This window comes from Streptomyces sp. NPDC040405 (assembly GCF_055595765.1).
The window spans coordinates 244,491-262,578 of sequence record NZ_JBVIVI010000001.1 but is presented as its reverse complement, the minus strand read 5'-3'; the positions used below and the strand labels follow the sequence as shown (position 1 = coordinate 262,578).

Genomic DNA, 18,088 nt, shown 5'->3' with positions numbered 1-18,088 from the left:
CTGACCCGCACCCGGACCTGACCAGTGCGCGCGGTCGGTCAGAACACCGGCGTACCGTCGCGCGTCAGCTTCCAGTCCACCGACGCGAACCCGGCCCCGTCGATCGTCCCCTTCGCCTTCACCCACGCGATGATCGTGTTGCGGATCTCCTCCGAGTTGGCCCACACCTGCTGGGCGGCGGCCACATGCGGGAAGTTGCCCCCGCCGCTCGCCCGGTAGTTGTTCACCGCCAGCACGAACCGCGCCGACGCCTCGACCGGCTTGCCGTCGAAGCGCAGCGCGGCGATCCGCGCACCCACCGGCTTCGCGATGTCGATCTCGTACGTCAGACCGCTCACCGCGTCGTAGTTGTAGTCGGGGGTGTCACCGGCGTTCGTCAGCTTCGACGGATCCACGTCCCCGCCCGCCGGGGTCTGGACGTAATACCGCGCCGAGAACTCCAGATAGTCCTTGAGCTGGGCGCCCGTCAGCACCCGCGCCTCCAGCGTGTTCTCGAACGGATACAACCCCGCCACCTGCCGGATCGTGACCTCCCCGGCCGGGATCCGCGCCGTGCGCGAGAAGCACGACGCCTGCGACAGCACCGGCAGCCCCGCGTGCTCCGTGCCCGCCAGCGCCGCCTTCACCGTCTCCGTCTGCACATGGTTGATGAAGTCGATGATCGGCGCGTCCTTGTACGGCGCCTCCGTGGCCGCCATCGCCGCCGTGGAGGTGCCGATGACCTGGTTGACGTACCCGACGACCTTCTTGTGCTCATCGCCGAGCAGCCGCACGATCCGCGGATCCTCCGCCACTGCCGCCGAGTTCAGCACCTTCGCCGACACCGACTCCACCTGCCAGCGACCCCGCGCCCACTCCAGCCCGATGTCGAAGCGCGTCAGCCGCTGACCCCACTTGAGCGGTTCGGACAGCACCACCTCCCGGCCCGTCTCCTTGTTCACCACCCGGCGCTCGGCGATCTCCACATGCGCATGGCCCACCAGGATCGCGTCGATGCCCGCCACCCGCTCGGCCACCAGCGCCGCCGCGTTCTCCACATGCGGCAGCTGATCGCCGTAGCTCGACGTCCCGCTGGTGCCCGAATGCGCCGAGACGATCACCACGTCCGCACCCATCGAACGCAGCCGCGGCACCCACTTCGCCGCCTGCTCCTCCAGCCCAGGGAACGTCATCTTCCCCTGCACATGGGCCTTGTCCCAGATCGCGATCCCCGGGTTCGTCAGCCCCAGCACCGCCACCTTCACGCCGCGGCCGCAGGGCGTGCGCAGCCGGGTCATCCAGTACGGCGGGAAGGCGGGCCGCAGCGACGTGGCGTCCAGCGCGTTCGCGCCCAGCAGCGGAAAGTCGCACTGCTCCTCGAACTTCCGCAGCACCGGGATGCCGTAGTTGAACTCGTGGTTGCCCAGCGCCGCCGCGTCATAGCCGATGAGGTTCATCGCCTGCGCCATCGGGTGCACCGGGCCGTTCGCCCCGGTGATCGGGTCGACCTTGGCGTAGTAGTACGACAGCTGGGTGCCCTGGATGGTGTCGCCCGCGTCGATCAGCAGCGTATTGCGCCGCCCCTGCTCCTTCCGGACCTGCTCGACCAGGGTCGAGATCTTCGCGAGGCCGACGTCGTTGTGCGCCGCGTCGTCGAACTCGGCGTCCGTGAAGTAGTCCCAGTTGAAGACGTTGCCGTGGAGGTCGGTGGTGCCCATGACGGTGAACTCGTACCGCTCATGGCCGCGCCCGGGGCCGTGCGCCTCGGCTGCTCCCGTGGCCGCGGCAGAGGTGAGCGCGACCCCCGCGCTGGTGGCCGCGGTACGGCCCAGAAACGTCCGACGGTTGAGCGGCATGGCTGAACTCCCCTGAGATACCTGCGAAATGGGAACAACGCGCGTAGATTCTGGCGCAGCCGCACCGGTCCGCGACACCCCCGACAGGTTGCGATCAGAGCACGCCGAGCGCCCGGCGCAGGGCCCGGCACAGGGCAGGATCAAGCCACGTCCGCGAGCCACTTCCGCGAGCCTCGACCAAGGGAGCCCCCATGGACCGGCACGTCCCGTACGGCACCCCCGACACCCCGCGCGTCGCGGTGCTCGGCGAAGCACGCCTGGAGGTCGATCCCGAGATCGCCCGCCTCTCCGTCACCGTCAGCGCGCGCGGCGCCGACCGGCGCGCCGCGCTGGACGACCTCACCCGCCGCAACCAGCGGGCGCTGGACCTGGTGAGGTCCTACGGCGAGGCGATCGAAAAGCTGGAGACCGGCGCCTTCGCGATCAACCCGGAGCTGGCCGGAGGCCGCCAGGAACGGGTGCGGGCCTACCACGGCCGGGTGCACCTCGCCGTGACCGTCACCGACTTCACCGCCCTCGGCGAACTCACCACCCGCCTCGCCGACCTCGAACTGACCCGGGTCGACGGCCCCTGGTGGGGGCTGCGCCCCGACTCGCCCGTCCACGGCCTGGCCCGGCATCAGGCCGTACGGGAGGCCGTGCAGCGCGCCCGCGAGTACGCGGGGGCGCTCGGTGCGGGGCTCGTCGCCCTAGTCGAGCTGGCCGACCTGGGGGCGGAGGGGGAGCCGGGCCCGCCGATGCCGATGGCGGCCCCGCGCAGCCGCGCCGCCGGGGACGCGCCCGCGCTCGACCTCGAACCCGCGCGCCAGACCGTATCCGCGCACGTCACGGCGCGCTTCACGATCACCCGCCCGGAGCTGTGAATCGACTGTGTGCGCAGTCCCCGAATCGCTCATCGGAGCACCCCCATGCACGTTTCATTAGTTGTCGATAACCCGCCATGCAAAGGCCATGGGGGAGTGGCTGCTTTCCGGTTCTTTACCCATGAGTAAGTCATAGGCTCGGCAGCATGCGCCGAGCAAAAATCGTCTGTACTTTGGGACCCGCCACCGACTCGTACGAGCAGATCAAGGCGCTCGTCGAAGCCGGAATGGACGTGGCCCGCTTCAACCTCAGCCACGGCACCTATGCCGAGCACGAGGAGCGTTATCGGCGAGTCCGTAAGGCCTCGCTGGAAACCGGTCGCAGCGTCGGCATCCTGGCCGACCTTCAAGGTCCGAAGATTCGGCTCGGCCGCTTCCGCGAGGGGCCCGTACTCCTTGAACGCGGAGACGAGTTCACCATCACCGTCGAGCCGATCGAAGGCGACCGCTTCCGCTGCGGAACCACGTACGACGGGCTGGCCACCGACGTCAACAAGGGCGAGCGCATCCTCGTCGACGACGGCCGCGTCACCCTCGAGGTCGTCGACGTCGACGGGCCGCTCGTGCACACGATCGTTATCGAAGGCGGGATGATCTCCGACCACAAGGGCCTCAACCTGCCCGGCGTGGCCGTCTCCGTCCCCGCCCTCTCCCGGAAGGACATCGAGGACCTGCGCTGGGCGCTGCGCACCGGGGCCGACATCATCGCCCTGTCCTTCGTCCGCAACGGTGACGACGTCGTGGACGTGCACCGGGTGATGGCGGAGGAGGACCGCAGGCTCCCCGTCATCGCCAAGATCGAGAAGCCGCAGGCGGTCGAGAACCTGGAGAAGATCGTCGACGCCTTCGACGGCATCATGGTCGCCCGCGGCGACCTCGGCGTCGAAATGCCGCTGGAGCAGGTGCCGATCGTCCAGAAGCGCGCGGTCAAGCTGGCGAAGCGGAACGCGAAGCCGGTGATCGTCGCGACCCAGATGCTCGACTCGATGATCGACAACTCCCGCCCCACCCGGGCGGAGGCCTCCGACGTCGCCAACGCCGTCATCGACGGCACGGACGCGGTGATGCTCTCGGGCGAGACCAGCGTCGGCAAGTACCCGATCGCCACGGTCCGCACCATGGGCCGCATCGTCGCCGCCGCCGAGGAGGACATCCTCGCCAAGGGTCTCCCCGCGCTCACCGAGCGCAACAAGCCCCGCACCCAGGGCGGCGCGGTCGCCCGCGCGGCGGCCGAAATGGGCGACTTCCTCGGCGCCAAGTTCCTCGTCGCCTTCACCCAGTCCGGCGACACCGTCCGCCGCCTCTCCCGCTACCGCTCCCCGATCCCCCTGCTGGCCTTCACCCCGGACCCGAGCACCCGCTCCCAGCTCAACCTGACCTGGGGCGTCGAGACCTTCCTCGGCCCGACCGTCGCCTCCACGGACGAGATGGTCGCCCAGGTCGACGAGGAGCTGCTCCGCCTGGGCCGCTGCCGCAAGGGCGACCTCGTCGTCATCACGGCAGGCTCCCCGCCCGGAGTCTCCGGCTCCACCAACCTGGTCCGCGTCCACCACATCGGCGCCGACGACCACCGCTAGCCGCTGCGCCGCCTTCCCTGGGCCGAGGTACTGCGTTCAGTACTTCGGCCCGACGTGCGTATCCATGAGCGCGACGGAGGCCCGGCGGGCGACGCTGATGTTGAACGGATCGCTCCCGCGCGCGAGAGTCGTCCACTCGACGCCGACCGTGGTGAGGGCGTCGGAGCAGAGCTTGCGGATGTCGTCGGACTTGTTGGTGAAGAAGTACCGGGGATATTCGTAGCGCTTACGTTCCCCGGCAACGATGCGTGTGGTCCAGTTGGTGATCCGGCAGCCGTCGGAGTGGAAGAGCCCCCGGATGAACTCCCAGGGGTGTGCGTCCACGATCCCCTGTTGCCAAGGCTCCAGGGCGATGAGGCGATTGTGCTTCTTCCCCGGGCCGTGTTGGGGCAACAGGCACGGCCAGTGCTTGCTGTAGCCGGTCACCATGACGCACCCCGGGCGTTGGACGCGGCACACGTTGTTGTCAGGGCGCACAGCTCGTACAGCGTCCGCGCAGGCATCGATGAGACCTGGCCAGGCATCCGAACATGCGATGCGCAAGAAGTACGTACCTCCCTTCAGGCGGCTGATGCACCCGTCGCCGAGGTAAAGGCCGAGCAGGTACGCATAGGCAGCGATGTCTTCGAAGGGTTGTGGTTCGGGCGCGCATCTGGGGCACTGGGTTTTGTGGGGGACAGGCTCAAGTCGCATCTGCCATGCGCGAATCGCCCATCGGGAAATGCCCGTTTGCTTGCTCACCGCGTTGAGACTTCGGCCTTGGGCAACGAGAGTGAGAGCGCGCTTACGCGTTTCGAGGTCGTACACACATGCGGGTCTGGCGAATAGGCGACCACCGCGTGTGGATTCGAAGAACTGTTCACTTCATCGAGCGGAAAGGCCCGATTCCTCTGCGACCTTGGAATCGAAGGAAAAGTGCCCCGGGTCGGACTCGAACCGACACTGTATGGGTTTTGAATCCATTGCCTGCTGCCAAATTGGGCTACCGGGGCCAACGGTTCGAAGGTCATCAACGACCCGCTGCGCGTCTACCTTACCGCAGCTCGGTAGGCTCGTGGTGCCCCCACCTGTAGAGGAAACCGAGGAGCACAGTGAGCACCGCTGACGCCCCCGACGCGCAGTCGCACGTCCCACCGCAGACGACCCGCGTCGTCATCGCCGAGGACGAGGCGCTGATCCGCCTCGACCTGAAGGAGATGCTCGAAGAGGAGGGGTACTCCGTCGTCGGCGAGGCGGGAGACGGTGAGACGGCCGTCGCGCTCGCGCAGGAACACCGGCCCGACCTCGTCATCCTCGACGTGAAGATGCCGATCCTCGACGGGATTTCCGCCGCCGAGCGCATCGCGGCCGACCGCATCGCGCCCGTCCTCATGCTGACCGCGTTCTCGCAGCGCGAACTGGTCGACCGGGCCCGGGACGCCGGGGCGATGGCGTATCTCGTGAAGCCGTTCAGCAAGAGCGACGTGGTGCCCGCCATCGAGATGGCCGTGTCCCGCTTCACCGAGCTGAAGACGCTGGAGCAGGAGGTCGCCGACCTCTCCCTGCGGCTGGAGACGCGCAAGCTCGTGGACCGGGCCAAGAGCGTTCTGCAGACGGAGTACGGGCTGACCGAGCCCGCCGCGTTCCGCTGGATCCAGAAGACCTCGATGGACCGGCGGCTGTCGATGCAGCAGGTGGCCGAGGCGGTCATCGCGGACGCGGCGGAGAAGAAGTCCAAGGAGCAGTAAAGAGGGAGGGGAGGCCCAGGGCCTCCCCTCACCCCCGTTCAGTCCTCGCCGAGGTACGCCTTCCGTACGGACTCGTCGTGGAGCAGCGTCTCCCCGGTGCCGGAGAGCACGATCTTGCCGATCTCCATCACATGGCCGTGATCGGCGAGGGACAGCGCGGCCTGGGCGTTCTGTTCGACCAGCAGGATCGTGGTGCCCTGCGCCTTCAGTTCGGCGATGGTGTGCATGATCTTCTGCATCATGATGGGCGAGAGGCCCATCGAGGGTTCGTCGAGCATCAGCAGCTTGGGGCGGGACATCAGGGCGCGGCCCATGGCGAGCATCTGCTGTTCGCCGCCGGAGAGGGTGCCGGACGCCTGGGTGCGGCGTTCGCCGAGGATGGGGAAGAGGTCGTACACCTTCCGTATGTCGGCGGCGATTCCGTCGGCGTCCTTGCGGAGAAACGCTCCGAGCTGGAGGTTCTCGGCGATCGTCAGCCGGGGGAAGATGTGCCGTCCCTCGGGGGAGTGGGCCAGGCCCAGGGCGACGATCTTGTGCGCGGGGACACCGGCCAGCGGTTTGCCGTTGAAGCGGATGGCGCCGCCGAGCGGGGCCAGCAGGCCGGAGAGGGTGCGCAGGGTGGTCGTCTTGCCCGCGCCGTTGGTGCCGATGAGGGTGACGACCTGGCCCGCCTCGACGCTGAACGAGATTCCCTTGACGGCCTCGATCTTGCCGTAGGCGACCCTGAGGTCCTCGACCTCGAGCAGTGCGGTCACTGTCCGTCCTCCGTCCGTGCGTGGTGGTCCTCGGCCGCCTCGACCGCGGCGGCCTCCTCGGCGCCGGGTGCGCCCTCGAAGGGGGTGCCGAGGTAGGCGGCGATGACGCGTTCGTCGCTCTGGACGACGTCGGAGGAGCCCTCGACCAGCTTCTCGCCCTGGACGAGCACGGCGACGCGGTCGCACAGGTTGAAGATGAAGCGCATGTCGTGCTCGATGACGAGGACGGCGGTGCCCGTGTCGCGGATGGCGAAGACGAGTTCTTCGGTGGCCCGGGTCTCCTGGGGGTTCATGCCCGCGGTCGGCTCGTCGAGGAGCAGCAGTCCGGGGTCGCTGGCCAGGGCGCGGGCGATCTCCAGCTTGCGCTGTTCGCCGTAGGAGAGGTTGCGGGAGAGGTGGTCGGCCTTGGCGGCGAGGCCGGTGAACTCCAGGAGTTCCATGGCCCGTTGCTTGGAGGCGGCTTCGGCGCGTGTGAAGCCGGGGCCGCGCAGGAGGGCGGACCAGAGTCCTTCCTTGGTGCGGGTGTGCCGTCCGACCAGGACGTTTTCCAGGACGGTCATGTTGGCGAAGAGGCGGATGTTCTGGAAGGTGCGGGCGATGCCCGCCTGGGTGACCAGATGGGGTTTGGGCGGCAGGACGGTGCCCCGGTAGGAGACGCGTCCCTCGGTGGGGATGTAGAGGCCGGTGAGGCAGTTGAAGAAGGTGGTCTTGCCCGCGCCGTTGGGGCCGATGAGGCCGACGATCTCGCCGGGGTGGACGACGAGGTCGACGGAGCGTACGGCGGTGAGTCCGCCGAAGCGCATGGTGACGCCGGTGGCGGTGAGGACGGGGGCGGCCTTCGCCACCGTGGTCGTGGTCATGTCTGTCATGCCTCCGCCTTGGTGACGCCGACGGCGCCGCCGCTGAGGGCGGCCTGGTCGGGCACGTCGAGCTGTCCCGTCTCGTGGTACTGGAGCTGTTGCCGCCGGTTGGGGATGATCCCTTCGGGGCGGAAGCGCATCAGCAGGATGAGCGCGATGCCGAAGGCGAGGAGCTGGTAGTCCTGGAGGAATTCCAGCTTCTCGGGGATGAGGAAGAGCAGGGCCGCGCCCAGCAGGGGTCCGCCGATGGTGCCCATGCCGCCGAGGATGACGGCGGCGAGCAGGAAGGTGGAGTTGGGCGGGACGGGTCCGGCGAAGACGTACTGCTCGGGGACGACGGTGGTCTGGACGTGGGCCCAGATGGTGCCCGCGACTCCGGCGAGCGTGGCGCCGAGGGCGAAGGCGATGAGCTTGACGCGGAAGCCGTTGATGCCCATGGCGGTGGCGGCGGTCTCGTCCTCGCGGATGGCGACCCAGGCGCGGCCGATGCGGGAGTTCCCGGCCCGGCTGAAGATGAGGACGACGACGACGGTGATGAGCAGCATCAGCACGTAGTAGTTGCCGTTGGAGTCGAGGGTGAGTCCGGCGAAGCTGTGGTCGTCGTCGAAGTTGAAGCCGAAGATCTCCAGCGGCGGGATGTTGGGGACGCCGTTGGGGCCGTTGGTGACAGAGGGGCCCGAGGTGCCGTCGAGGTTGCTGACGGCGATGCGGAAGATCTCGCCGAAGCCGAGGGTGACGATGGCGAGGTAGTCGCCGCGCAGGCGCAGGGTGGGGGCGCCGATGACGACGCCGAAGATGAGGGAGACCAGGGCTCCGGTGAGCATGGCGGCCCAGAACGGGAACGTCACATGGATGGTGGAGGCGGTGCTTCCGGAGACCAGGGCGGCGGTGTAGGCGCCGACGCCGAGGAAGGCGACGTAGCCGAGGTCGAGGAGTCCGGCGAGCCCGACGACGATGTTCAGGCCGAGCGCGACGGTCGCGAAGATGGCGATGTTGACGCCGAGTTCGGTGTAGCTGGCCTTGTCCTGGGTGAAGGGGAAGACCAGCGCGGTCACCAGGGCCGCGACCAGGGTGAGGGAGCGGTAGGTGCTGGTGAGGCCGCTGAGCCGGGTGAGGAGTCCGGCCTTGAGGAGCGCGGCGGCGGCGAAGCACAGCGCGATGAGGTAGCCGATGAACGGCTCGGGGTTGTCCTCGTCGGTCTGGATGCCGTAGTTGACGACGTACAGGCCGAGGGTGAAGACGGCCGCGATGATGAGGATGTCGGCCCAGGAGGGGAGCCGCACCGGGCGGCACAGCGGCCGGGTGTCGTCCGGGAGCAGGAACGCGGTGGCGACGGGCGCGGCGGTGGCGACGGCGGCGACCCAGCCGCCCGGTTCGAGGTTGACCAGGCCGCCTTGTTTGACGGCTATGGCCAGGAGGGTGAACCAGGTGGTGGCGAAGGTGCCGAGGGCCAGCAGCCGCAGGGCCTGGGTGGATCCGGCGGGGGTGAGCCAGCGCAGCCCGCGGACGCCGAGGGCGGCGACCGCGAACGCCAGGGTGGCCAGGCCGAGGGCGAGGGTGAGGATCTGGAGCCCGCCGGGGTAGCCGTAGACGGTGAGGTCGCCGGGGAAGTCGGAGGACCAGGTCCAGGCGAGGAAGGTGGAGGCGGCGGCGGCGAGCCCGCCGGCCGCGGTGAGCGCACGCAGCAGGGTGGTGCGCGGGGCCGGGGCGTCGGCGGTGCCGGGGGCCTTGTTGATGTCGGTGGTCATCGGTTCACTCCCTCAGGCCCGGTCCGCTACACGTTCGCCGAGCAGCCCCTGGGGCCTGACCAGCAGGACGACGATGAGCAGGGTGAAGGCCCAGACGTCCTTCCAGGCGCCGCCGCCGAGCTGGTCCATTCCGGGGATGTCCTGGATGTATTTGATGGCCAGGGCCTCGGCGATGCCGAGGACGACGCCGCCGAGCATGGCGCCGTAGATGTTGCCGATGCCGCCGAGCACGGCGGCGGTGAAGGCTTTGAGTCCGGCGATGAAGCCCATCTCGAAGTTGATCTGGCCGTACTTGAGGCCGTGGGAGAGGGCGGCGACGGCGGCGAACGCGCCGCCGATGGCGAAGGCCATGACGATGATGCGGTCGGTGTTGACGCCCATCAGCTTGGCGGTGTCGGGGTCTTGCGCGGTGGCCTGCATGGCGCGCCCGGCCCGGCTCTTGGAGACGAACAGGCCCAGGGCGAGCATGCACAGCGGGGCGGCTATCAGCAGGAACGCGTCGCCGCGCTGGATGTGCAGATTGCCGGTGATCTCGAATGAGCTGCCCTCGAACTGGGGGAAGCTGCGGGCCTTCTTGGCATCGGGGTAGAAGGCCCAGACCGCCTGCTGGAGTGCGATGGACAGACCGATCGCGGTGATCAGGGGGGCCAGCCGGGGGCCGCCGCGCAAGGGCCGGTAGGCGAACCGCTCGGCGGCCGTGGCGATGGCGACCGAGGCGAGGATGCCGCCGACGAGCATGAGCGGCAGGGCCAGTGCGAGCGCGGTGCCGCTGGGCAGCCAGAGATAGACGGTGAGGGCGCCGAAGCCCCCGATCATGAAGATCTCGCCATGGGCGAAGTTGATGAGCTGGACGATGCCGTAGACCATGGTGTACCCGATGGCGATCAAGCCGTAGAGCGCGCCGAGGGTCAGGCCGTTGACCAGCGTTTGCGGCAGTTCGTGCACCGCAGGGCCTCCGATGAGCGTGTCGGATATGACGCCGCGCGAGGGCGCTGGTGTGCGCCCTCACGCGGCTTGCGTTGCAGGGTCGGCGGGGTGCCGCCGCTGGGTCAGTCCTTGAAGGTCTCGCTCTTCACGTCCTTCCAGGCGCCGTTCTTCACCTGGTAGACGGTCAGCTGCTTGTTGGTGGTGTCGCCGTACTTGTCGAAGGAGACCTTGCCGGTCACGCCGTCGAAGGAGACCTTGTTCAGCGCCTCGGTGATCTTGGCGCGGGCGTCGTCGGGGAGCTTGCCGTCGTTGTCGGCGGCGACGGCCTTGACGGCCTGGATGATGGCCCAGGCGGCGTCGTAGGAGTAGCCGCCGTACGCCCCGTACGGGTCCTGGTACTTCTGGGCCGCGTAGTTCTTGACGAACGTCTTGGCGGACGGGAGGTCTTCGACGGGGTAGCCGACGGAGGTGGCGAGGTCACCGTCGTTGCTGGTGCCGGACGCCTTGATGAACGCGGGGTCGTAGATGCCGTCGCCGCCCATGACCGGGACCTTGGCGCCGGTCTGCTTGATCTGGTCGGACAGCAGGCCGCCTTCGGGGTACTGGCCGCCGAAGTAGACGGAGTCGGCGCCGGTGGACTTGACCTTGCCCGCGATGCCGGAGAAGTCGGTCTCCTTGACGGTGAGGTGGTCGGTGCCGACCACGGTGCCGCCGAGGCGCTTGAACTCCTGGGCGAAGATCTTGGCGAGCCCGGCGCCGTAGGTCTGCTTGTCGTCGACGACGAACACCTTCCGCTTCTTCGCGTCCTTGTAGTAGTACTGCGCGGCGAAGCGGCCCTGGATGATGTCCGTGGTCGCGGTGCGGAAGTAGGTCTTGAAGGGGCGGGACTTCTTGCCCGAGGCCCACGCGTCGCCCTGGCTCAGCGCCGGGTTGGTGTTGGCGGGCGAGACCTCGGCCAGGTCCGCCTTGGCGAAGACGCCCTGCATGGACTGGGCGACGCCGGAGTTCAGCGGGCCGACCGTGCCGAGGATGGTGTCCTCGTCCACCATCGAGGTGGCGTTCTGCTTGCCGGAGGACGGCACCGCCTGGTCGTCGTAGGGCTTGATCTTGAAGGTGACGCCGGGGACCTCGTTCTGCTTGTTGGCCACCTTGGCGGCGAGGTCGACGGAGTTCTTGATGCCCTGGCCGAGTGCCGACAGCGACCCGGTGAGCGGGGCGTCGACGCCGATGACGACGGTGGTCTTTGCGTTCTTGTCCGCGCTGTCGTTCTTGTCGCGGGAACCGCAGGCGCTGAGGGTGAGGGCTCCCGCGGTGATCGCGGTCGTCAGGATGAGCAAGGAGCGCTGTCGCACGAAGAATCCTTTCCCTGGCCCGGCCGCCCCTCTGCATGGGACGCCGTGTCCGCGCCGTGGACCTGTTACAGCCGTAAGGGTGCTGGCGAACACCCGTCGGAGTCGTGACTGGCTGTGAATGTAAGCGTGCGACGCATCGGGGGGCAGAGGTGCAGCCCATGATGTGACTGTCTTGTTATGACACAGGTCACGTTCTTGTGTCGGTGTAGCGGAACGGAAGGGATGAGGCGGGTGTTTACGGACAATTCGTGAGGTCCGGATAGTGAGAAGCTGCAGTTCCGCTAAGGAGTCGAGGGAACTTGCGAACGAAGTGTGGAGGGGCGTGTCCGGGGCGGCGGCGAGGGGTCATCACAGATGACGTCACGGAGCGGAAATGCCCGATCTTGTATTGCGAACGTATTACGCAGTGTTACAACCGGGGCGAGTGATTCCAGCCGCGTGTTTGCGCGCCGGTACGCAAACGGGAAGCGGGTGCGCAAACGGAAAGCGGCACCCCCGGGATCCGGGGGTGCCGCTTCTGTGTGGGGTGAGGCGTTACGGCTTCGGCAGGCCCTCCGCCTCGCGCAGCAGGCAGGTCAGCCGGGCGGTGCACACCCGGTGGTCCTGCTCGTCGCTGATGACGATCTCGTACGTGGCGGTCGAGCGCCCCCGGTGGACGGGCGTGGCGACGCCGGTGACCAGGCCGGAGCGCACACCGCGGTGGTGGGTGCAGTTGAGGTCGACGCCCACCGCGATCCGTCCGCTGCCGCCGTGCAGCATCGAGCCCACCGAGCCGAGGGTCTCGGCCAGCACGGCGGAGGCGCCGCCGTGCAGCAGCCCGTACGGCTGGGTGTTGCCCTCCACGGGCATGGTGCCCACGACCCGCTCCGCCGAGGCTTCGAGGATCCGCACGCCCATGCGGGCGCCGAGATGACCGGCGGAGAACAGCGCGAGGAGGTCGACGCCGAGTGCCGCGTACTCGTCGATGACCTCTTGCGGAAACTTCACGCTGGCCTGCTCGCCCATCGGGACCGGCTCCGTTCGTTTGCTGATGGTGACCATCTGGGTGGTGGCCATCCGGGGGTGGCCACCCACTGGTGATGGCCACCTTCCTATCAGGCGGCTGAGCGGACGCTTAGGCGGGGTGCGTCCGTCAGACGGGGCGGGTCCGCTCCAGCCGTATCACCACGGACTTGCTGGCCGGGGTGTTGCTGGTGTCGGCGGTGGCGTCCAGCGGGACCAGCACGTTGGTCTCCGGGTAGTACGAGGCGGCGCAGCCGCGCGCGGTCGGGTAGTGGACCACCCGGAAGCCGGGGGCGCGGCGCTCGACGCCGTCCTTCCACTCGCCGATCAGGTCGGCGTAGTCGCCGTCGGCGAGCCCCAGGGCGGCAGCGTCCTCGGGGTGGATGAGCACCACCCGGCGGCCGTTCTTGATGCCGCGGTAGCGGTCGTCGAGGCCGTAGATGGTGGTGTTGTACTGGTCGTGGGAGCGGAGGGTCTGCAGCAGCAGCCGCCCTTCGGGCGCCGTCGGGAATTCGACGTCGGCGGCGGTGAAGTTGGCCTTCCCGGTGGTGGTCGGGAAGCTGCGGCTGTCCCGGGGGGCGTGCGGCAGGGCGAACCCGGAGGGGTTGCTCACCTTGGCGTTGAAGTCCTCGAAGCCGGGGATGACGGCCGCGATGCGGTCCCGGATCGCGGCGTAGTCCTTGGTGAACTCCTCCCAGGGGGTGGTGCTCTCGGCGCCGAGCACCCGCCGGGCCAGCCGGGAGACGATGGCCGGTTCGGAGAGCAGGTATGGGCTCGCGGGTTCCAGACGTCCGCGCGAGGCGTGCACCATGCCCATCGAGTCCTCGACGGTGACGAACTGCGGTCCGCCGTCCTGGGTGTCCCGCTCGGTGCGGCCGAGGGTGGGCAGGATCAGGGCGCGGGCGCCGGTGACCACGTGGGAGCGGTTGAGCTTGGTGGAGACGTGGACGGTCAGCCGGGCGACGCGCATCGCGGCCTCGGTGACGTCGGTGTCGGGGGAGGCGGCCACGAAGTTGCCGCCCATGGCGAAGAAGACCTTGGCCTCTCCGTCGCGCATCGCGCGGATGGCGCGGACGACGTCGAAGCCGTGCTCGCGGGGCGGCGCGAAGCCGAACTCCTTCTCCAGGGCGTCCAGGAAGGCGGGCGCGGGCCGCTCGAAGATGCCCATGGTGCGGTCGCCCTGCACATTGCTGTGGCCGCGGACCGGGCACACCCCGGCGCCGGGGCGGCCGACGTTGCCGCGCAGCAGCAGGAAGTTCACGACTTCCCGGATGGTGGGCACCGAGTGCTTGTGCTGGGTCAGGCCCATCGCCCAGCACACGATGGTGCGCTTGGAGGCGAGGACCATCTGCAGCGCGCGGTCGATCTCGGCCCGGTCCAGGCCGGTGGCGCTGAGCGTCTCGTCCCAGTCGGCGGCGCGGGCGGCGGCGGCGAACTCCTCGAAGCCGTGGGTGTGCTCGCGGATGAAGTCCTTGTCGATGACGTCTTCGTCCGTGGCGGAGGCGTTGTCGGAAGCCTCCAGGATCAGCTTGTTGAGGAGGCGGAAGAGGGCCTGGTCGCCGCCGATCCGGATCTGCAGGAAGAGGTCGGTGAGCGAGGTGCCTCCGCCTGCGAGTCCCTTGGCGTTCTGCGGGTTCTTGAACCGCTCCAGACCCGCCTCGGGCAGCGGGTTGATGGAGATGATCTGCGCGCCGTTGGACTTCGCCTTCTCCAGCGCGGAGAGCATGCGCGGATGGTTGGTGCCCGGGTTCTGCCCGGCGACGACGATCAGGTCGGCCTTGTAGAGATCCTCCAGCAGCACGCTGCCCTTGCCGACGCCCAGGGTCTCGGTCAGCGCCGAGCCCGAGGACTCGTGGCACATGTTGGAGCAGTCCGGCAGGTTGTTGGTGCCGAACTCGCGGGCGAAGAGCTGGTAGAGGAAGGCGGCCTCGTTGCTGGTGCGGCCGGAGGTGTAGAAGACGGCCTCGTCGGGGGAGTCCAGGGCGCGCAGTTCGTCGGCGATGATGTCGAACGCGCGGTCCCAGCTGACCGGCTCGTAGGACTCGGCGCCTTCGGGCAGGTACATGGGCTGGGTCAGCCGGCCCTGCTGGCCGAGCCAGTAGCCGCTGCGGGTGGCGAGGTCGGCCACCGGGTGGGCGGCGAAGAAGTCGGGGGTGACCCGGCGCAGGGTCGCCTCTTCGGCGACGGCCTTCGCGCCGTTCTCGCAGAACTCGGCCGCGTGCCGCTTGTCCGGCTCGGGCCAGGCGCAGCCCGGGCAGTCGAAGCCCTTCTTCTGGTTGACCTGGAGGAGGGTGAGCGCGGTGCGCCGTACTCCCATCTGCTGATGGGCGATGCGCAGCGAGTGACCGACCGCGGGGAACCCGGCGGCGGCGTGTTTCGGGGGTACGACCTCGGGTGCGTCCTGGACCGGATCGCCTGCGGGTGGCTTCGCTGCCATGTCGCTCCCCTTTTTCGACTCTGCTTGTCGGTTTCGACTCGGCTCGTCGGCACGGTTGTCCCCGTCGATCCTTTCATGAGTCACGGACTTTGGGACCACCCGGTCCGGTGGGCCGGGGAGCGGGAGGCGGGAGGCGTTGTCGGTGGGGCGTGGCAGGATCGGGGGCGTGGCAGAGAAAGCATCGAAGAAGACCGCAGCGCCCGCCCCCGACCGCACGGGGGACCGTCCCCGCCTGCTCCTGCTGGACGGGCACTCCCTGGCATACCGGGCGTTCTTCGCGTTGCCGGCGGAGAATTTCAGTACGACCTCCGGCCAGACGACCAACGCGATCTACGGGTTCACCTCGATGCTGGCGAACACGCTCCGTGATGAGCAGCCCACGCACCTGGCGGTGGCGTTCGACGTCTCGCGCAAGACCTGGCGCTCCGAGCAGTTCGCGGAGTACAAGGCGAACCGCTCCAAGAGCCCGGACGAGTTCAAGGGGCAGGTCGAGCTGATCGGCGAGCTGCTCGACACGATGAACGTCACGCGCTTCGCGGTGGACGGCTTCGAGGCGGACGACGTGATCGCCACCCTTGCCACCGAGGCCGAGGCCGAGGGCTTCGAGGTGCTGATCGTCACCGGTGACCGCGATTCGTTCCAGCTGGTCACCGACCATGTCACGGTCCTCTACCCGACCAAGGGCGTCTCCGAGCTGACCCGGTTCACCCCTGAGAAGGTGCAGGAGAAGTACGGCCTCACCCCGCGCCAGTACCCCGATTTCGCGGCGCTGCGCGGCGACCCGTCGGACAACCTGCCCGGCATCCCGGGCGTCGGCGAGAAGACCGCCGCGAAGTGGATCAACCAGTTCGGGTCGTTCCAGGAGCTGGTGGACCGCGTCGAGGAGGTCAAGGGCAAGGTCGGCGAGAAGCTGCGCGACCACCTGGAGTCCGTCAAGCTCAACCGGCAGTTGACCGAGCTGGTCAGGGACGTGGAGCTGGGCGTCGGCCCCGACGGTCTCAAGCGCATTCCGTACGACCGGGACGCGCTGGCCGTGGTCCTGGACGCGCTGGAGTTCCGCCATCAGAACTTCCGCGACCGGATCCTGGCCGTCGACCCGGGCGCGGCCGAGGAGGAGCCCGCCGCCGCGGCCCCCGGCGTCGAGGTCGACGGGGTGACGCTGAGCGCGGGCGGGCTGGCGCCCTGGCTGGCGGACCGCGGCGCCGAGCCGCTGGGCCTGGCCACCGTGGACACCTGGGCGCTGGGCAGCGGCAGCGTCAGCGAGGTCGCGCTGGCCACCGCCGGCGGGCCCGCCGTCTGCTTCGACCCCGCGGAGCTGGACGAGGCCGACGAGCGGGCCTTCGCGGCCTGGATCGCGGACCCGGACCGGCCGAAGGTGCTGCACAACGCCAAGGGCTCCATGCGGGTCTTCGCCGAGCACGGCTGGTCCGTCGCGGGCGTCTCCATGGACACCGCGCTCGCCGCCTATCTGGTCAAGCCGGGCCGCCGTTCCTTCGAGCTGGACGCCCTGTCGGTCGAGTACCTGGGCCGTGAGCTGTCCCCGGCGGCGGCCGCGGACAGCGGGCAGCTCGCCTTCGGCGCCGACGAACAGGCCGAGCAGGACGCCCTGATGATCAAGGCGCGTACGGTCCTCGACCTCGGCGAGGCGTTCCGGGGCCGACTGGAGGAGGTCGGCGCGGCCGGGCTGCTGAGCGATGTGGAGCTGCCCACCTCCGAGCTGCTGGCCCGGCTGGAGCGCTCCGGCATCGCCGCCGACCGCGGCTGGCTGGACCGCATGGAGCAGCAGTTCGCGGCCGCCGTCCAGCAGGCGGTGAAGGAGGCGCACGCCGCGGTGGGCCACGAGTTCAACCTCGGCTCGCCCAAGCAGCTGCAGGAAGTGCTCTTCAACGAGCTGGGCCTGCCCAAGACCAAGAAGACCAAGACCGGATACACGACGGACGCCGACGCGCTCGCCTGGCTGGCCGGGCAGACCGAGCACGAACTCCCGGTGATCATGCTGCGCCACCGGGAGCAGGCCCGGCTGCGCTCCACCGTGGAGGGGCTGATCAAGACGGTCTCTCCCGGTGGCCGCATCCACACCACGTTCAACCAGACCGTGGCGGCGACCGGTCGGCTGTCCTCGACCGACCCCAATCTGCAGAACATCCCGGTGCGCACGGACGAGGGCCGGGCGATCCGGCGCGGCTTCGTCGTCGGCGAGGGTTTCGAATCCCTGATGACCGCCGACTACAGCCAGATCGAGCTGCGCGTGATGGCCCATCTCTCCGAGGACGAGGGCCTGATCGAGGCGTTCACCTCCGGCGAGGACCTGCACACCACGGTCGCCTCCCAGGTGTTCGGCGTCGCCAAGTCCGAGGTCGACCCGGAGATGCGGCGCAAGATCAAGGCCATGTCGTACGGCCTGGCGTACGGGCTCTCGGCGTTCGGCCTCTCGGGGCAGCTGGGCATCGGCGCCGACGAGGCGCGCCGCCTCATGGACACCTTCTTCGAGCGGTTCGGCGGCGTCCGCGACTATCTGCAGCGGGTCGTGGAGGAGGCGCGCGCCATCGGCTACACAGAGACCATGCTCGGCCGCCGCCGCTACCTCCCGGATCTCACCAGCGACAACCGGCAGCGCCGCGAGATGGCCGAGCGGATGGCGCTCAACGCCCCGATCCAGGGCACCGCCGCCGACATCGTCAAGATCGCGATGCTGAAGGTGGACGCCGCGTTGACGGCGGGCGAACTCTCGTCGCGGATGCTGCTCCAGGTGCACGACGAAATCGTGCTGGAGGTCGCGCCGGGGGAGCGGGAGCGGGTCGAGGAGCTGGTGCGGCGTGAGATGGCCGGTGCGTTCCAACTCCGTGCCCCGCTCGATGTGTCGGTGGGCGTCGGCACCGACTGGGAGTCGGCCGCCCACTGAGCGGAGCGGTCAAGTCCTTATCCCCGAATGGCCCCTGACGGGCGGTAGGCATCGGTGGTCGCGGGCCTTAAGTTGTCGTAGTGTCACCAGGGTTGACGCGCGG

General features: G+C 69.0%; 13 protein-coding genes and 1 tRNA gene. 4 read left to right on the top strand and 10 right to left on the bottom strand.

Annotated features, from left to right (window positions below; all coding sequences use genetic code 11):
• Nucleotides 1-38: 38 nt before the first annotated feature.
• Nucleotides 39-1,835, bottom strand: a complete 1,797-nt coding sequence (locus ACZ59A_RS01225; protein WP_470951954.1) for a bifunctional metallophosphatase/5'-nucleotidase — start codon at nt 1,833-1,835, stop codon at nt 39-41.
• 191 nt (nt 1,836-2,026) lie between these two features.
• Between ACZ59A_RS01225 and ACZ59A_RS01220 the strand changes: the two genes are divergently transcribed.
• On the top strand, nt 2,027-2,698 hold the full coding sequence (locus tag ACZ59A_RS01220; protein WP_470951951.1) for an SIMPL domain-containing protein: 672 nt from the start codon (nt 2,027-2,029) through the stop codon (nt 2,696-2,698).
• A 146-nt stretch (nt 2,699-2,844) separates the two neighbouring features.
• The gene (gene pyk / locus ACZ59A_RS01215; protein ID WP_470951949.1) at nt 2,845-4,275 is read left to right on the top strand and encodes a pyruvate kinase; all 1,431 of its coding nucleotides are present in this window, start codon (nt 2,845-2,847) and stop codon (nt 4,273-4,275) included.
• Nucleotides 4,276-4,311: 36 nt separating this feature from the next.
• On the opposite strand, the gene ACZ59A_RS01210 is transcribed toward pyk, so the two are convergent.
• Both ACZ59A_RS01210 and ACZ59A_RS01205 read right to left on the bottom strand, forming a co-directional pair.
• Nucleotides 4,312-5,082, bottom strand: a complete 771-nt coding sequence (locus tag ACZ59A_RS01210; RefSeq protein WP_470951946.1) for a transcriptional regulator — start codon at nt 5,080-5,082, stop codon at nt 4,312-4,314.
• A 109-nt stretch (nt 5,083-5,191) separates the two neighbouring features.
• Nucleotides 5,192-5,267 (bottom strand) — tRNA-Leu (locus tag ACZ59A_RS01205).
• A gap of 99 nt (nt 5,268-5,366) precedes the next feature.
• Here ACZ59A_RS01205 and ACZ59A_RS01200 point away from each other — a divergent pair.
• The gene (locus ACZ59A_RS01200; protein WP_470951943.1) at nt 5,367-6,002 is read left to right on the top strand and encodes an ANTAR domain-containing response regulator; all 636 of its coding nucleotides are present in this window, start codon (nt 5,367-5,369) and stop codon (nt 6,000-6,002) included.
• A gap of 38 nt (nt 6,003-6,040) precedes the next feature.
• Here the strand turns inward: ACZ59A_RS01200 and ACZ59A_RS01195 are convergent, their stop codons facing one another.
• From ACZ59A_RS01195 to ACZ59A_RS01165, 7 genes are all read right to left on the bottom strand, one after another.
• Nucleotides 6,041-6,757 carry an ABC transporter ATP-binding protein gene (locus tag ACZ59A_RS01195; RefSeq protein ID WP_470951941.1) on the bottom strand — a complete coding sequence of 239 codons (717 nt, stop codon included), beginning with the start codon at nt 6,755-6,757 and terminating at the stop codon, nt 6,041-6,043.
• Nucleotides 6,754-7,626: an ABC transporter ATP-binding protein gene (locus ACZ59A_RS01190; protein ID WP_470951939.1), complete on the bottom strand. Its 873-nt coding sequence runs from the start codon at nt 7,624-7,626 to the stop codon at nt 6,754-6,756. The genes ACZ59A_RS01195 and ACZ59A_RS01190 overlap by 4 nt, the downstream gene beginning before the upstream one ends.
• Nucleotides 7,623-9,365, bottom strand: a complete 1,743-nt coding sequence (locus ACZ59A_RS01185) for a branched-chain amino acid ABC transporter permease (protein WP_470951936.1) — start codon at nt 9,363-9,365, stop codon at nt 7,623-7,625. The genes ACZ59A_RS01190 and ACZ59A_RS01185 overlap by 4 nt, the downstream gene beginning before the upstream one ends.
• 12 nt (nt 9,366-9,377) lie before the next feature.
• A complete protein-coding gene (locus tag ACZ59A_RS01180) occupies nt 9,378-10,310 on the bottom strand; it encodes a branched-chain amino acid ABC transporter permease (protein WP_468041814.1) in 933 nt (310 codons plus the stop codon).
• 104 nt (nt 10,311-10,414) lie between these two features.
• Nucleotides 10,415-11,644, bottom strand: coding sequence for a branched-chain amino acid ABC transporter substrate-binding protein (locus tag ACZ59A_RS01175; RefSeq protein WP_468041816.1), 1,230 nt, complete (start codon nt 11,642-11,644; stop codon nt 10,415-10,417).
• A gap of 534 nt (nt 11,645-12,178) precedes the next feature.
• Nucleotides 12,179-12,649 (bottom strand): PaaI family thioesterase, encoded by a 471-nt coding sequence (locus ACZ59A_RS01170; protein WP_470954558.1) that lies wholly within the window; start codon nt 12,647-12,649, stop codon nt 12,179-12,181.
• A gap of 127 nt (nt 12,650-12,776) precedes the next feature.
• Nucleotides 12,777-15,083: an FdhF/YdeP family oxidoreductase gene (locus ACZ59A_RS01165; protein ID WP_470951932.1), complete on the bottom strand. Its 2,307-nt coding sequence runs from the start codon at nt 15,081-15,083 to the stop codon at nt 12,777-12,779.
• 166 nt (nt 15,084-15,249) lie between these two features.
• Between ACZ59A_RS01165 and polA the strand changes: the two genes are divergently transcribed.
• A complete protein-coding gene (gene polA / locus ACZ59A_RS01160; protein WP_470951930.1) occupies nt 15,250-17,985 on the top strand; it encodes a DNA polymerase I in 2,736 nt (911 codons plus the stop codon).
• Nucleotides 17,986-18,088: the final 103 nt, after the last annotated feature.

Excerpts from the sequence above, each read along its gene's own strand:
- ACZ59A_RS01225 (WP_470951954.1), bottom strand. The coding sequence starts at position 1,835 with ATGCCGCTCAACCGTCGGACGTTTCTGGGCCGTACCGCGGCCACCAGC.
- ACZ59A_RS01220 (WP_470951951.1), top strand. The coding sequence starts at position 2,027 with ATGGACCGGCACGTCCCGTACGGCACCCCCGACACCCCGCGCGTCGCG.
- pyk (WP_470951949.1), top strand. The coding sequence starts at position 2,845 with ATGCGCCGAGCAAAAATCGTCTGTACTTTGGGACCCGCCACCGACTCG.
- ACZ59A_RS01190 (WP_470951939.1), bottom strand. The coding sequence starts at position 7,626 with ATGACAGACATGACCACGACCACGGTGGCGAAGGCCGCCCCCGTCCTC.
- ACZ59A_RS01185 (WP_470951936.1), bottom strand. The coding sequence starts at position 9,365 with ATGACCACCGACATCAACAAGGCCCCCGGCACCGCCGACGCCCCGGCC.
- ACZ59A_RS01170 (WP_470954558.1), bottom strand. The coding sequence starts at position 12,649 with ATGGGCGAGCAGGCCAGCGTGAAGTTTCCGCAAGAGGTCATCGACGAG.
- ACZ59A_RS01165 (WP_470951932.1), bottom strand. The coding sequence starts at position 15,083 with ATGGCAGCGAAGCCACCCGCAGGCGATCCGGTCCAGGACGCACCCGAG.